A 13750-nucleotide genomic window follows, 5' to 3' on the forward strand; every position below is an offset into this window, starting at 1 on the left:
AGCGCAATTGCCACTATACATGACCGGACAATGCCGTCAGTCCTCTGAAGGCGCGGCGCCGGGCCGCATACGGCGAGGCCCTTCCGGCCGTGTGGTCGCGGTTGGAAGGGCCTCGTTCGGATCGGTTCCGTCGGTCCGTCAGCCGGTCGCTACCGGCTTCGGATCACCGTCGTCAGCGGCTCGTGTAGTTCGGCGCCTCGGCGGTCATCACGATGTCGTGCGGGTGGGATTCGCGCAGGCCGGCGTCCGTGATGCGGATGAAGCGGCCCTTCTCGCTCATCTCGGCGATGTTGTGCGCGCCGATGTAGAACATCGACTGGTGCAGGCCGCCGATCATCTGGTACAGGACGGCGTTCAGCGGTCCGCGGTACGGCACCTCGCCCTCGACGCCTTCCGGCACGACCTTGTCGTTGGAGGTGACGTCGGCCTGGAAGTAGCGGTCCTTGGAGTAGGACTTCTTGCCGCGCGGGGCCATCGCGCCCAGGGAGCCCATGCCGCGGTACAGCTTGTACTGCTTGCCGTGCAGCAGAACCTTCTCGCCCGGGGCCTCCTCGCAGCCGGCGAGCGTGCCGCCGAGCATGACCGAGGACGCGCCGGCCACGAGGGCCTTGGCGATGTCGCCGGAGTAGTGGATGCCGCCGTCCGCGATGCACGGGACGCCGGCGGCCTTGCAGGCCTGGGCGGCCTCGTACACGGCCGTCAGCTGCGGGACGCCGACGCCGGCGACCACGCGGGTGGTGCAGATGGAGCCGGGGCCGACGCCGACCTTGACGGCGTCGACGCCCGCGTCGATCATGGCCTGCGCGCCGGAGCGGGTGGCGATGTTGCCGCCGATGACCTGCACGTCGCGGAACGCCGGATCGTTCTTGATGCGGCGGATCATGTCGAGGGCCAGACGGGCCTCGCCGTTGGCGGTGTCGACGACGAGCACGTCGACGCCGGCCTCCATCAGGGCGGAGGCGCGCTGCCAGGCGTCGCCGAGGAAGCCGACGCCGGCGGCGACGCGCAGACGGCCCTGCGCGTCCTTGGTGGCGTCCGGGTACTGCTCGGTCTTGACGAAGTCCTTGACGGTGATCAGGCCGGTCAGGTGTCCTTCGGCGTCGACCAGCGGCAGCTTCTCGACCTTGTGCTGGGCGAGCAGGCGGTGGGCGTCGTCCTTGGAGATGTTCGACGGGCCGGTGACCAGGTTGTCCTTGGTCATCACGTCGCGCACCTTGAGGTGGTCGTAGTCGTCGGACGCGATGAAGCGCATGTCGCGGTTGGTGATGATGCCGACGAGCTTGTTGTCCTTGTCGACGACCGGCAGGCCGGAGATGTGGAACTTGCCGCACAGCTTGTCGAGGTCGGCGAGGGTGACGTCCGGGTTGACGGTCAGCGGGTCGGTGATCATGCCGGATTCGGAGCGCTTGACGACGTCGACCTGGGCGGCCTGGTCGTCGATCGACAGGTTGCGGTGCAGCACGCCGATGCCGCCGTTGCGGGCCATGGCGATCGCCATCTCGGACTCGGTAACGGTGTCCATGGCGGCGGAGATCGCCGGGACCTTCATCGTGATCTCACGGGTCAGGTGCGTGGTGGTGTCGACCTCGGAGGGAATCACGTCCGTCTCGTTCGGCAGCAGCAGCACATCGTCATAGGCGAGGCCGAGCTGCGAGAAAATCGGGGGAAGGGGGGCGTAATTGGATTCTGAGTTCATATCAGGAATGAAAGCCATAGATGCACTATATGAGCGTGCCCCGACCTTAACGACACGCGCCGCCGCGTCAATGCGTCGGCGCCGCAGCGAGAGCGTCGCAATCCGCGTACGGACCCGTCGTCGCATACGAATCCCGACGCAACACTCCCCCTCCGCGTCGCAATCCGTAAGGGAATCCATCGGAACATGCAGGTTGCGACGCAACGCACGTTATCGGCGTCGCAATCTGCATGTGGACGTCATCCCGCATACGAATCCCGACGCAACGCGCAACGCCAGCGTCGCAATCCGCATGGGAATCCACCGGAACCTACGGATTGCGACGCGGCCGGCAACGGACCGACGGCGGCGACCGTCAGCGACGGCCTGGATCGGAGGAACGGCGGGCCTGATCGAGCGCGGCGTTCTCCGCGCGAATCTCGGGGATGCGGTGGCGCAGGTACGGGTACATCGTGACCACGCCCAGCACGACCGCCGCGACGGCCATGCCGACCAGCACGCGCGACAGGGGGAAGAAAAGGATCATGATCGAACCGAACGCGATCAGCGCGGCCCAGCTCCACAGGATCGCCACCGCGCCCGGCACGCTGTGGCCCAGCTTGAGCATCCGGTGGTGCAGGTGCATGCGGTCGGGGTGCATCGGCGACTGGCCTTTGGCGAGCCGTCGCACGATCGCCATGCACATGTCGAGCACCGGCAGGAACAGGACGAGCACCGGCAGCAGGATCGGCATGAACACCGGCAGGTACACGCTCGCGTGGATCGACGCCGGGTCGAGACGGCCCGTCATCACGATCGACGCGCAGGTGATGAGATAGCCCAGCAGCATCGACCCGGAGTCGCCCATGAACAGCTTCGCCGGATGCCAGTTGTGCAGGATGAATCCGGCGCAGATGCCCACCATCGCCACGTCGATCAGCGTCGCCATCGACGCGTACGACGGCGACGAGCGCGCCAGGATGTACGAGTAGGCGGCGAACGCGATGCCGCCGATCGCGACGATGCCGGACGCGAGTCCGTCGAGGCCGTCGACGAAGTTCACCGCGTTGATCGACGCGACGATCAGGAACGCGGTGATCGTGATCGAGATGCTCGGGCTGGCCGCCCACAGCGAGCCGATCGGCAGCGAGATGATCTGCAGGCCTCCCCATGCGACGAACACGGCGATGAGCAGCTGGCCCGCCATCTTGAGCATCCAGTCGAGGTCCCACAGATCGTCGGCCATGCCCAGCAGGCAGATCATCACGCCGCCGGCCATCACCACCCACGCCTGATGCCCCGACGTGAACAGGTCATCGAGGAACGGCATGCGGCTGGCGACCAGCATCGCGCCGACGAAGCCGAACATCATCGCCAGACCGCCCATGCGCGGCGTCGGGATCGTGTGCACGTCGCGGGCGCGCACCTGGCCGACCGCGCCGATGCGGATCGCCAGATGGCGGATCAGCGGGGTGAGCAGGTAGGTGATGCCGCCGGCCATGGCGGCGATGAACAGGTAGACCCTCACTCGCCCAGTCCTCCCCCGTTGACGTGCAGCGCGCGGCGGATCGCCGACTGCGGGATCACGCCTTCGCGCAGGATGTCGATGCCGTCGCGCGACAGCGGGTTCGCCGCCACCACGGTGCTCGCGACGTGCCCCTGCGTGGGACCGCCGTCGAAATACAGGTCGACCGTGTCGCCGAACGCGGCGACCGCCTCCTGCACGCTCTGCGCGCTCTCCTCGCCCGACCGGTTCGCGCTCGATGCGGCCAGCGGGCCGAGCGCGGCGAGGATGCGCAGCGCCGCCGTCGAATGGGGGATGCGCACGCCCTGCGTGGCCACGCCGCGCGGCGTCGGGTTGAGGGTCTTCAGATCGCAGTCGGCGCGCGCCTCGGCGATCGGCGAGAACGCGCCGGGCATGAACTGCGCGGCGAGGCGGTTGAGCGGTGCCGGCAGGTCGAGGCCGAGTTCGTCGAGCTGGTCGACGTCGGCGAGCAGCACCTGCAGCGCCTTGAACCGCGGGCGGCCCTTCGCCTCGTAGATGCGGGCGATCGCGTCCGCGTTGCGCGGGTCGCAGGCCACGCCGTACACCGTGTCGGTGGGGATGACGACCAGTCCCCCGGCGGCTATGATCCGCCGTGCCTCGTCCAGCGATTCATCGGTTACCGTGCATACCGCGCTCATGCTTCCTCCTGACGTGTCAAACCCCATCATTGCACCATTGCGCCCAGACCGGCAAGATCGAACGAATATACGGCGGAATATACGACGGAATATACGGCGGATATCCACCGAATCATCGGACGGATATCCGATGGATCCGGCCTGTCGGCGTCGTCTCGACGGTCCGGCGTGTACGCTCGCATACGGATACACCGCCGGCGTGCGCGCCTTCCGGCCCGCCGGCACGACCGGACCACCCCGCAAAGGAGCATCACATGACCGACGACACCGCCATCCCGCCTATCGAACCGCGCACGCCGCGCCGAAGCGAACGCGAGGAGATGCTCGACGGCAAGCTGTACGACGCCGGCGATCCCGAGCTGTCGGCGCTGCGCGACAAGGCGGCCGATCTGTGCACGCGCTTCAACGCGCTGCCCCGCAACGCCGCCGCCGAACGCGACGCCGTGCTCGACGAGCTGCTGCCCGGCCACGGCGCGCATCTGAGCATGCTGGGACCGGTGTTCTTCGACTACGGGTGCCATACGACCATCGGCGAGAACGTGTTCGCGAACTTCAACTTCACCGTGCTGGACGCCGGCCCGGTGACGATCGGCGACAACGTGCTGTTCGGCCCGAACGTGTCGCTGCTGCCGCCCATGCATCCGATCCGCTGGCAGGACCGCAACATCCGCCGGCTGCCCGACGGCGGCATGGTCGAATACGAGTACGCGCTGCCGATCGAGATCGGCTCGAACTGCTGGTTCGGCGGCAACGTGACCGTGCTCGGCGGCGTGACGATCGGCGACGGCTGCGTGATAGGCGCCGGCTCGGTCGTCGTCAGGGACATTCCGGCGAACTCGGTCGCCGTGGGCAATCCGGCGCGCGTCGTGCGCACGATCGGCGACGCGGACGCGTCCGTCTATCAGGAATACGCGCAGTAGCTCCGCCGAAACGAAGGAGGGTTCCCGCGCGGAAGCACGCAGGAACCCTCCCAACAGACGTCACACGGCCGTCACGCGCCCAGATACGCCTTGCGCACCTGCTCGTCGTGCAGCAGGTCGGAGGCCTTGCCCTCCATCGTGATGCGGCCGGTCTCCAGCACGTACGCGCGGTCCGCGATGGACAGCGCCATCTTCGCGTTCTGCTCGACCAGCAGCACGGTGATGCCCTTGTCGCGCAGCGTGACGATGATGTCGAAGATCTCCTTGACCATGAGCGGCGACAGGCCCATCGACGGCTCGTCCATGAGGATGGTCTTCGGGTGGCCCATGAGGGCGCGGCCCATCGCCACCATCTGCTGCTCGCCGCCGGAGAGCGTGCCGGCGAGCTGGCGGCGGCGTTCGCGCAGACGCGGGAAGTATTCGAACACCATCTCCAGGTCGCGGCCGATGCCCGACTGGTCCTTGAGGCTGAACGCGCCCATCTCCAGGTTCTCCTGCACGGTCATGCGGGTGAAGACGTGGCGGCCTTCGGGCACGTGCGCCATGCCGAGCGTGATGATCTTCTCGGCGTGCGTCTTGAGCAGGTCGTGGCCGTCGTAGGTGATGGAGCCGGATTTCGCCGGCACCAGACCGGTGATGGTGTGCAGCGTGGTGGTCTTGCCGGCGCCGTTCGCGCCGATGAGCGAGACGATCTCGCCTTCGTCGACGTGCAGGGAGATGCCCTTGACGGCGTCGATGGCGCCGTACGAGACGTGCAGGTCCTTGATCTCCAGCATCAGCGTTCGCCTCCGTTCGTGCCGTTCGTGCCGTTCGTGCCGTTCGCGGCTTCGGTTTCCTTCGCGCCCTGCAGGGACTTGACGATGTCGTCGCCCTCGCCTTCGACGAGGTGGTCGTCCGCGCCCAGGTAGGCGGAGATGACCTGCGGGTCGTTGGCGATCTGCTCGGGCGTGCCCGACGCGATGGTGCGGCCGTAGTCGAGCACCTGGATGCGCTGGCAGACGCGCATGACGAGGCTCATGTCGTGTTCGATGAGCAGGATGGCCACGCCGAAGCGGTCGCGGATCACGTTGATGCACCGCAGCAGGTCCTCGGTTTCGGTGGGGTTCATGCCGGCGGCCGGCTCGTCGAGGAGCAGCAGCTTCATGCCGGTGGCCAGGGCGCGGGCGATCTCCAGCTTGCGCTGCTGGCCGTACGGCAGGTTCGCGGCCTGCGTGGAGGCCAGGCCGTCGAGGTCGAAGATCTTCAGCAGGTCCATGGCCTTCTCGTGCATCTCGTGCTCCTGTCGCCAGAAGCGCGGGGTGCGGAAGATGGCGCCGCCCAGATGGTAGGAGAAGGATTCGTCGAAGGCGACGAGCACGTTCTCCTCCACGGTGAGCTGCTTGAACAGGCGGATGTTCTGGAAGGTGCGGGCGATGCCGGCGCGCACGACCTGGTAGGTCTTCTTGCCGTTCATGTGTTCGCCGTCGAGCCAGAAGTCGCCTTCGGTGGGCTTGTACACGCCGGTGAGCAGGTTGAACACGGTGGTCTTGCCGGCGCCGTTGGGGCCGATGAGGCCGATGAGCTCGCCCGCGTTGATGGTCATGGTGAAGTCGGACACGGCCTTGAGGCCGCCGAAGGTGATGCCGAGATGCTCGGCCTTGAGGATGGGCTGCGTCTGCTCGCTCATCTCACGCCTCCTTCTTCGATGCGGCGGATGCTGCGGCCACGGCGGCACCGGACTCGTCGGACGTTTCCGATCCGGCCTCGGAAGCCGCCTTCTCCTGGGCGGCGGCCTTGGGGTTGCGCAGCAGCAGGCGGTTGACGACCTGCGGCAGGGAGAACTCCCACGAGCCGAAGATGCCCTGCGGGCGGAAGATCATGACGAGCACGAGCACGACCGAGTAGACGAGCATGCGGTATTCGGCGAAGGCGCGCAGCAGCTCGGGCAGGATGGTCAGGCCCACCGCGGACACGATGGAGCCGGTGATGGAGCCCATGCCGCCGAACACGACCATGATGACGTAGTTGATGGAGTTGAGCCAGCCGGCCATCGAGGGGTTGAGCGAGCCGATGTACTGGGCGAAGATGCCGCCCGCGATGCCGGCGAAGAACGCGGAGATCGCGAAGACGAGCACCTTGAGGTAGGTGGTGTTGAGGCCGGATGCGCCGGCGGCGATCTCGTCGTCGCGGATGGCCTTGACGGCGCGGCCGTAGCGGGAGCGGCCGAACATGAACAGCACGGCGACGCTGACGACCATGATCCAGAACACGACGTACAGGTTGGCGGTGCGGTCGATGCCGATGAGCGCCTGACCCGCGGCGCCCTGGTCGAGGCCCATGCCGCCGGCCACCTTGAGGTTCTGGATGACCACGCGGATGATCTCGCCGAAGCCGAGGGTGATGATGGCGAGGTAGTCGCCGTGCAGGCGCAGCGCGGGGATGCCGATGAGGATGCCGAACACGCAGGCGACGACGCCGCCGAGCAGCGTGGTGATGAGGAAGCGCGTGGTCGGGTCGAGGCCCATGCCGTTGGCGATCATGAGCTTGGAGGCGAGGGCGGCGACGTACGCGCCGATGGCCTGGAAGCCGCAGCAGCCGAGGGTGAGCTGGCCGAGCACGCCGATGGTGAGGTTCAGGGAGGTGGTCATGATGATCGCGATGCACGCGGTCATCATGATGCCCTTGATGTAGTAGTCGGCCAGTCCGGTCTCGCACAGGAAGGCCACCACGCCGAACGCGGCGAGCACGCCGAGCGCGCACACCAGATACGACTGGGCGGCGGAAAGCATCGTCTTCTTCATTGGATCAGACCTTCTCCCCTTCGTTCTTGCCCATGATGCCGGACGGCTTGACGAGCAGCACCACGATCAGGATGGCGAACACGATGGCGTCGGAGAACGCCGACGTGATGATGCCGGCGGTCAGCGTGCCGATGTACGCCTTGGTGAGGCTTTCGACCAGGCCGATGGCCAGACCGCCGACCATGGCGCCCGGGATGGAGCCGATGCCGCCGAGCACGGCGGCGACGAAGGCCTTGAGGCCGAGCATGGCGCCCATCGTGGGCGAGGCCTGCGGGTAGGCGGCGCAGTACATGAGCGAGGCCACGGCTGCCAGGCCGGCGCCGATCGCGAAGGTGAGCGCGATGGTGGAGTTCACGTTGATGCCCATGAGCGTGGCGGCCTCCTTGTCCTCGGAGACGGCGCGCATGGCCTTGCCCTGGCGGGTGAACTTGACGAACAGCTGGAGACCGACCATGATGCACACGCCGATGGCGATGGTCAGCAGCGTGTCGCCGGCCAGGTGCAGCTTGCCGAACGCGAGGGAGGGCAGGTGGAAGATGGTGGGCACGGTCTGGAAGTCGGCGCCGAAGACGGCCTGGGCGCCGTTCTCCAGCAGCAGCGACATGGCGATGGCGGTGATGAGCGCCGTCATCGAATTGCCCTTCTCGCGCACCGGCTTGTAGGCGGCCTTCTCGACGATGACGCCGACGGCGACGCACACGAGGATGGCGGGCACGACCGCCAGCCAGGCGGGCAGTCCCAGCGCCACGATGGCGGGAATGGTGAGCATGAGCACGTAGGCGCCGACCATGATGAAGTCGCCGTGGGCGAAGTTGATCAGTCGGATGATGCCGTAGACCATGGTGTAGCCGAGCGCCACGAGCGCGTACACGCTGCCGATCTTGAGACCGTTGAACAGCTGGCTGACGAACATGATGAGTTGGTCGGTCATCGCTTCCCCCTTTCTTTCCTGTCTTCCTGAGTCTTGCTTAGTCGTTCTTGTCTTCCACCGCCCGGATCACTTGGGCTGGATGGTGGTGTTGTAGGTGGGCTTGCCGTCCTTGAGCTCGAGCACGATGACGGTCTTGGTCGGCGAGCCGGACTTGTCCATCGTGAAGGAGCCGGTGACGCCTTCGAACTCCATGCCGGCCACCGCATCGCGCACGGCAGCGCGGGTGAGGTTGTCGCCGGCCTCCTCGATGGCCTGCTTGATCATGTAGATGGTGTCGTAGCCGAGCGCGGAGAAGGTGTTCGGATCGGAGCCGTTCTTCTTCCTGAAGTTCGTGATGAAGTCCTGGACCTTGCTGTTGGATTCGTCGTCGGCGGAGTAGTGCGTGGTGTAGAAGGTCCCGTCGTACTGGGACTTGTCGCCGGTGAGCTTGAGGCCGTCGTAGCCGTCGGGGCCCATCACGTAGCCGTCGAAGCCCACGGAGCGGGCCTGCGGGATGATGTACGGTCCGGCCACGGAGTAGTAGTACGGCGCGTACAGCAGTTCGGCGCCGGCGGCCTGGATCTTCTGCAGCTGGGCGGAGTATTCGGTGTCGTCGGCGGACGAGGAGCTTTCCTTGGCGACCACCTCGAGTCCGAGCTCCTCGGCGGCCTTGGCGAACGCCTCGCCCACGCCGGAGGAGTACGGGTCGCCGGTGCCGTAGAGCACGGCCACCTTCTTGACCTTGAGGTTCTCGGCGGCGAAGCGTGCGGCGACCTCGCCCTGGTACGAGTCCTTGAAGCAGGTGCGGAACAGGTAGCCGCCGGTCTCGATGGAGTCGGAGGTGGCGGCCGGGGAGATGGTGACGAGCTGGGTCTGGTCGGCCAGCGGCGCGATCGCGGCGGTGGTGGCGGAGATGGTGGGTCCGGCCACGGCGACCACGTTGGCGTCGCCGGCGAGCTTGTTGAACGCGTTGGACGCTTCGGTGGCGTCGCCCTTGTCGTCCATGGATTCGAGCGCGACCTGCTTGCCGTCGATGCCGCCGGCCGCGTTGATCTCGTCCACGGCGAGCTGGAAGCCCTGGAGTTCGGCCTCGCCGTAGGCGGCCGCGCTGCCGGAGTTGGTGGTCACCGAGCCGATGACGATCGTGTCGCCGGTGATGACGGCGGAGGCTCCGGAGGGGTAGTTCATGTTGCCGCCGTCGCATCCGGCGAGGGACAGGGCCATGACGACGGCCGAGCCGGCCGCGGCGAGCTTGGTGGAGAACTTCACGTTCGGTCTTCCTTCTTCTGTCGTTCCATCGCATCGCGGATGCCGCGCGCGGCGCGCGTGGGGTCGTATGGACCTCGGGTCCGGCCCCGCGACGGCCTGCGGCCTCCGCTTTCCCCTTCCGCGATGATTGCCGCCGACCGTTATACAGGCATCCGCCTACCGGCCGCCCGTTTTTCCCTCATCGTGAGACGTCGCGCAACCGGGCTGCGTTCCGGTTCTTCCCTGTTTCTTCCCTGTTTCTCCCCTACTTCTCCGCGAACAGGTAGCGTTCGCGGCCGGTCCAGTCGCGGCCGGTGCGCGCGACGGAGAAGCCGTGCGCGAGCGCGTAGGCGACGAGCGCGTCGCCCTGGCTCACGTCGTGCTCCATGACGAGGGCGCCGCCGGCGCGCAGCAGCGCCGCGGCACGGCCCACGATGCGTTCGGGGATCTCGAGTCCGTCCGGCGAGCCGCCGTAGAGCGCCATGTCGGGATCGTGGTCGCGCGCTTCGGGCTGTTCCGGGATCTGGGCGAGCGGCACGTAGGGCGGGTTGGTGATGACGATGTCGATCGTGCCGTCCAGCTGGGGAAGGACGAACTGGCTGGTCGCGTCGCCCAGTTCCAGCTGGTAGTTGCAGCCGGCCGACGGGTTCGCCGCGGCGACCCGGTCGCGGTTGCGTTCGGTCCACGCGTACGCTTCGGGCGAGCGTTCGACCGCCCACACCTGCGCGCCGGGCGCTTCGGTGACGACGGCCAGGCCGATGGCGCCCGATCCGGCGCACAGGTCCACGACGCGCGGGCCGTACAGCCCGTGCTCGGTGATCCAGTCGAGGCCGGCCTGCACGACCGTCTCCGTCTCGGGACGCGGCACGAACACGCCGGGCCCGACCAGCAGGTCGAGATAGCGGAACGGCGCATGGCCGGTGATGTGCTGCAGCGGCTCGCGCGTCGCGCGTCGCGCGATCATCGCGTCGAAGCGCGCGACGACCGCGGATGCGGACGCATCGGCGGCATCATCGGCATCGGCGACGGACGGACCGGACGGCAGCGCGGCGACGTCGTCGCCCATCAGCATGGCCTTGTCGACGTCGCGCAGCTCGCAGCCGGCCGCGGCGGCCAGCAGCAGCTTCGCATCATGGTCGGGCGTGTCCACGCCTGCCTCGCGCAGCCGCGCCGCCGCGGAGCGGATCGTTTCGATGACGGTGCCCACCGGACCTACTTCTGGTTGGCGAGGCGCTCGGCCTCGTCGGCCTGGATGTCGGAGTCGATGACGGCCTGCAGATCGCCGTCGAGCACCGCGTCGAGGTTGTACGCCTTGTAGTTGGTGCGGTGGTCGACGATGCGGTTCTCCGGGAAGTTGTACGTGCGGATGCGCTCGGAACGGTCGAGCGAACGCACCTGCGAGTGGCGCATGTCGGCGGCCTCGGCGGCCTCCTGCTCGTGCTTCATGGCGAGCAGGCGGCTCTTGAGCACGCGCAGCGCGGCCGCGCGGTTCTGGATCTGCGACTTCTCGTCCTGCATGCTCACGACGATGCCGGTGGGGATGTGGGTCATGCGCACCGCGGAATACGTGGTGTTGACCGACTGGCCGCCGGGGCCGGAGCTCATGAAGATGTCGATCTTAAGGTCCTTCTGGTCGATCTGGATCTCGTCGTCGTCCTCGTCGGCCTCCGGGAAGACGATCACGCCGGCGGCGGACGTCTGGATGCGGCCCTGCGATTCGGTGACGGGGATGCGTTGCACGCGGTGCACGCCGCCCTCGTACTTGAGCGACGCCCACACGCCGTCCTCCGGCGCGGGCGTGCCCTTGGCGCGGATGGCGATCTGCACGTCCTTGACGCCGCCCAGCTCGGTCGTGTTCTCCGACTGGACGACGACGTTCCAGCCGCGCTTCTCCGCGTAGCGCGTGTACATGCGCAGCAGGTCGCCGGCGAACAGCGCGGCCTCCTCGCCGCCGGTGCCGGCCTTGATCTCCATGATCGTGTCGCGCGCGTCGTCCGGGTCGCGCGGGATCAGCGCGGTGCGCAGCTTCTCCTCGACGGCCGGCAGCTCGCCTTCCAGACGCTTGGCCTCCTCGGCGAAGTCGGGGTCGTCGGCGGCCATCTCGCGGGCGGCCTCCAGGTCGTCACGCGTCTGCAGGTACGCGGTGTACGCGGACACGATCGCGCCCAGCTCGGCGTGGCGTCGGCCGAGCTTGCGCATCATCTCGGGGTTCATCACCACTTCCGGGGTGGCCATCTGCGCTTCGATGGACCGGTACTCCTCCAATGCGGTGGCCGCCGCGGGGAACTGCTCGTCTGCCATGCTTGTCCTTGCCTGTCCTTTGTCGTCTCGTCGGTGTCGGGGTGGGTCTGGTCTCGGGGTGCGGTCTTGGTGTGAGGGCGGCCGTCCGCAATGGCCGCGGCGCAGGGTCCGGATCCCGGTCCGGATACCGTCCGGATATCGGTCCGGATATACAAAAACGCCAGTCCCCGGGCGGGTCGCCGAGGCGACGCCGCGTTCCGATGGGACTGGCGTTGGGGAAGCTACTTGGTGCGCTTGCCGTAACGCTTCTCGAAGCGGGCCACGCGGCCGCCGGTGTCGAGGATCTTCTGCTTGCCGGTGTAGAACGGGTGGCAGCTGGAGCACACGTCGATCGTCATGTGGTCGTTCTTCGAGGTGGAACGGGTGACGAAGGTGTTGCCGCACGAGCAAGTGACCTGAACGGTCTGGTATTCGGGATGGATTCCCTGCTTCATGATGTCTCCTATGGAATTCGGGGGACTCCGGGTCGCCCGCCCCGATGGCTGGCGTGAACCGGAACCTTGAGGATTGTACGCCGGGGAGCGGACGGGATGCGCCGGTGCGCCGAGGACGCAACGCCGGCGTCGACGGGACGGCAGCCGGCCCGCGTCCGGAACGGAAAACCGCCGCTCCGGAAGTCCGGAACGGCGGTGATGGGTAGGGCCGCAGGGGCTTGAACCCTGGACCTGGCGATTATGAGTCGCTCGCTCTAACCGACTGAGCTACGGCCCCACATCGGCGCGCCGCGGCGATGCCGGGCGCGGACCAACCTGTTCAGTGTAGCAAACCGGCCGGCCGAACCGCCGCAATCCGGCGGCTTCGTGTTGGGACCATGCCCGCGGCGATCCTGCGCTCAGGCCATGCGTTCGGCGCGCAGCGCGCGACCGGACGGCAGTCGGTCGAGCACGCCGGTGCGGCCGATCGCGCGGTACAGATACCAGCTCATCACGCCGCTAATCGCGATGCCGCCGATGACCTCGCAGATCATGTGGGTGATGCCGCGCGGGCTGAGGAACGCGACGCCCTGGTAGCGGAACAGCATCAGATACACGCCGTATTCGAGCGCGACGAGCGCGCCGGAAATCATGGAGACGGGCAGGTCGTAGCGCCGGTAGCGGGTGATCGCGAACGGAATCTCGGCGAACACGCCCTGCAGCAGGGCGGAGACGAGCACGAATCCGATCGCGAACTGGCTGCCGACCACCGATTCGACGAGCGTGCCGACCAGGTTGACGTACAGTGCGGCGCCGGGCTTGCGCAGGATCAGCAGGGCGAGCGTGCCGGAGAAGTACCAGACGGCGTGCACGAGGCTCGCCAGGCCGGGCAGGACCGCGCCGAGCAGGGACAAGACGGGCATGTAGGCGAAGTTGAACGCCCAGAAGATCAGGCCGCAGGCCGCGCCGAGCGCGGCGCCGACGGCGATCTCCTGCGGGGTCCAGCGCAGCCGGACGGGGATCTCGGCGGCGACCGCCGACGAGACCGCGCCGTGGCCGGACGCGGACGGATCGGACGGATCGGATGAATCGAAGGAATCGAATGACGATGAATGGGTATGACGGTCGGACATGGTACTCCCCTGCCGGTTCTGGCCGCGCACAGCAGTTTCCGCGAACGACGTCGGCACCGGCCTTGACGGTCCCGTCCGGAATCATCGACCCATCGGCGTCACCGTCGTGCGAATCACCGGGGCGACGGGAACGACCGGGCGGTCCACTTTCCAGACGTCGTCTCGCGTGGCGCTCCTTGACCTGCG

Annotated in this window: 13 protein-coding genes and 1 tRNA gene; 1 reads left to right on the plus strand and 13 read right to left on the minus strand. The window is 67.5% G+C overall.

The window, feature by feature from the left end; genetic code table 11:
- Positions 1 to 172: 172 nt before the first annotated feature.
- The 3 genes from guaB to D2E24_RS00570 all read right to left on the minus strand — a co-directional run bounded on the left by guaB (position 173) and on the right by D2E24_RS00570 (position 3859).
- Positions 173 to 1714 carry an IMP dehydrogenase gene (gene guaB / locus D2E24_RS00560; RefSeq protein ID WP_125967382.1) on the minus strand — a complete coding sequence of 514 codons (1542 nt, stop codon included), beginning with the start codon at positions 1712 to 1714 and terminating at the stop codon, positions 173 to 175.
- Positions 1715 to 2051: 337 nt separating this feature from the next.
- On the minus strand, positions 2052 to 3203 hold the full coding sequence (locus tag D2E24_RS00565) for an MraY family glycosyltransferase (protein ID WP_125967383.1): 1152 nt from the start codon (positions 3201 to 3203) through the stop codon (positions 2052 to 2054).
- Positions 3200 to 3859: an L-threonylcarbamoyladenylate synthase gene (locus D2E24_RS00570; protein ID WP_125967384.1), complete on the minus strand. Its 660-nt coding sequence runs from the start codon at positions 3857 to 3859 to the stop codon at positions 3200 to 3202. The genes D2E24_RS00565 and D2E24_RS00570 overlap by 4 nt, the downstream gene beginning before the upstream one ends.
- A 254-nt stretch (positions 3860 to 4113) precedes the next feature.
- Here D2E24_RS00570 and D2E24_RS00575 point away from each other — a divergent pair, with 254 nt between their 5' ends.
- Positions 4114 to 4779, plus strand: coding sequence for a sugar O-acetyltransferase (locus D2E24_RS00575; RefSeq protein ID WP_241222782.1), 666 nt, complete (start codon positions 4114 to 4116; stop codon positions 4777 to 4779).
- Positions 4780 to 4850: 71 nt separating this feature from the next.
- On the opposite strand, the gene D2E24_RS00580 is transcribed toward D2E24_RS00575, so the two are convergent.
- The 10 genes from D2E24_RS00580 to D2E24_RS00625 form a co-directional block, all read right to left on the minus strand.
- Complete coding sequence (locus D2E24_RS00580) at positions 4851 to 5555, minus strand: ABC transporter ATP-binding protein (RefSeq protein ID WP_125967385.1); 705 nt, start codon at positions 5553 to 5555, stop codon at positions 4851 to 4853.
- A complete protein-coding gene (locus D2E24_RS00585) occupies positions 5555 to 6445 on the minus strand; it encodes an ABC transporter ATP-binding protein (protein WP_241222783.1) in 891 nt (296 codons plus the stop codon). Before D2E24_RS00585 ends, D2E24_RS00580 begins: the two co-directional genes overlap by 1 nt.
- A gap of 1 nt (position 6446) precedes the next feature.
- Entirely contained in the window at positions 6447 to 7559 is a 1113-nt protein-coding gene (locus D2E24_RS00590; RefSeq protein ID WP_164520942.1) for a branched-chain amino acid ABC transporter permease, read from the minus strand.
- 4 nt (positions 7560 to 7563) lie between these two features.
- On the minus strand, positions 7564 to 8490 hold the full coding sequence (locus tag D2E24_RS00595) for a branched-chain amino acid ABC transporter permease (RefSeq protein ID WP_125967386.1): 927 nt from the start codon (positions 8488 to 8490) through the stop codon (positions 7564 to 7566).
- A 66-nt stretch (positions 8491 to 8556) separates the two neighbouring features.
- The gene (locus D2E24_RS00600) at positions 8557 to 9693 is read right to left on the minus strand and encodes an ABC transporter substrate-binding protein (RefSeq protein WP_125967505.1); all 1137 of its coding nucleotides are present in this window, start codon (positions 9691 to 9693) and stop codon (positions 8557 to 8559) included.
- Positions 9694 to 9982: 289 nt separating this feature from the next.
- Positions 9983 to 10924, minus strand: coding sequence for a peptide chain release factor N(5)-glutamine methyltransferase (gene prmC / locus D2E24_RS00605; RefSeq protein WP_164520943.1), 942 nt, complete (start codon positions 10922 to 10924; stop codon positions 9983 to 9985).
- 5 nt (positions 10925 to 10929) lie between these two features.
- Entirely contained in the window at positions 10930 to 12018 is a 1089-nt protein-coding gene (gene prfA, locus D2E24_RS00610; protein ID WP_125967387.1) for a peptide chain release factor 1, read from the minus strand.
- Positions 12019 to 12239: 221 nt separating this feature from the next.
- A complete protein-coding gene (rpmE, locus tag D2E24_RS00615; protein WP_125967388.1) occupies positions 12240 to 12452 on the minus strand; it encodes a 50S ribosomal protein L31 in 213 nt (70 codons plus the stop codon).
- Positions 12453 to 12655: 203 nt separating this feature from the next.
- Positions 12656 to 12729, minus strand: a tRNA-Met gene (locus D2E24_RS00620).
- A gap of 121 nt (positions 12730 to 12850) precedes the next feature.
- A complete protein-coding gene (locus tag D2E24_RS00625; protein WP_125967389.1) occupies positions 12851 to 13564 on the minus strand; it encodes an ECF transporter S component in 714 nt (237 codons plus the stop codon).
- Positions 13565 to 13750: the final 186 nt, after the last annotated feature.

It is taken from the genome of Bifidobacterium samirii (assembly GCF_003952945.1).
GTDB lineage: Bacteria > Actinomycetota > Actinomycetes > Actinomycetales > Bifidobacteriaceae > Bifidobacterium > Bifidobacterium samirii.

Bases quoted from the DNA above. Each gene is read 5' to 3' on its own strand.
- D2E24_RS00600 (WP_125967505.1), bottom strand. From the start codon at position 9,693: ATGGCCCTGTCCCTCGCCGGATGCGACGGCGGCAACATGAACTACCCC.
- guaB (WP_125967382.1), bottom strand. From the start codon at position 1,714: ATGGCTTTCATTCCTGATATGAACTCAGAATCCAATTACGCCCCCCTT.
- D2E24_RS00590 (WP_164520942.1), bottom strand. From the start codon at position 7,559: ATGAAGAAGACGATGCTTTCCGCCGCCCAGTCGTATCTGGTGTGCGCG.
- D2E24_RS00625 (WP_125967389.1), bottom strand. From the start codon at position 13,564: ATGTCCGACCGTCATACCCATTCATCGTCATTCGATTCCTTCGATTCA.
- D2E24_RS00585 (WP_241222783.1), bottom strand. From the start codon at position 6,445: ATGAGCGAGCAGACGCAGCCCATCCTCAAGGCCGAGCATCTCGGCATC.
- prfA (WP_125967387.1), bottom strand. From the start codon at position 12,018: ATGGCAGACGAGCAGTTCCCCGCGGCGGCCACCGCATTGGAGGAGTAC.
- rpmE (WP_125967388.1), bottom strand. From the start codon at position 12,452: ATGAAGCAGGGAATCCATCCCGAATACCAGACCGTTCAGGTCACTTGC.
- D2E24_RS00580 (WP_125967385.1), bottom strand. From the start codon at position 5,555: ATGCTGGAGATCAAGGACCTGCACGTCTCGTACGGCGCCATCGACGCC.
- D2E24_RS00570 (WP_125967384.1), bottom strand. From the start codon at position 3,859: ATGAGCGCGGTATGCACGGTAACCGATGAATCGCTGGACGAGGCACGG.
- D2E24_RS00595 (WP_125967386.1), bottom strand. From the start codon at position 8,490: ATGACCGACCAACTCATCATGTTCGTCAGCCAGCTGTTCAACGGTCTC.
- D2E24_RS00575 (WP_241222782.1), top strand. From the start codon at position 4,114: ATGACCGACGACACCGCCATCCCGCCTATCGAACCGCGCACGCCGCGC.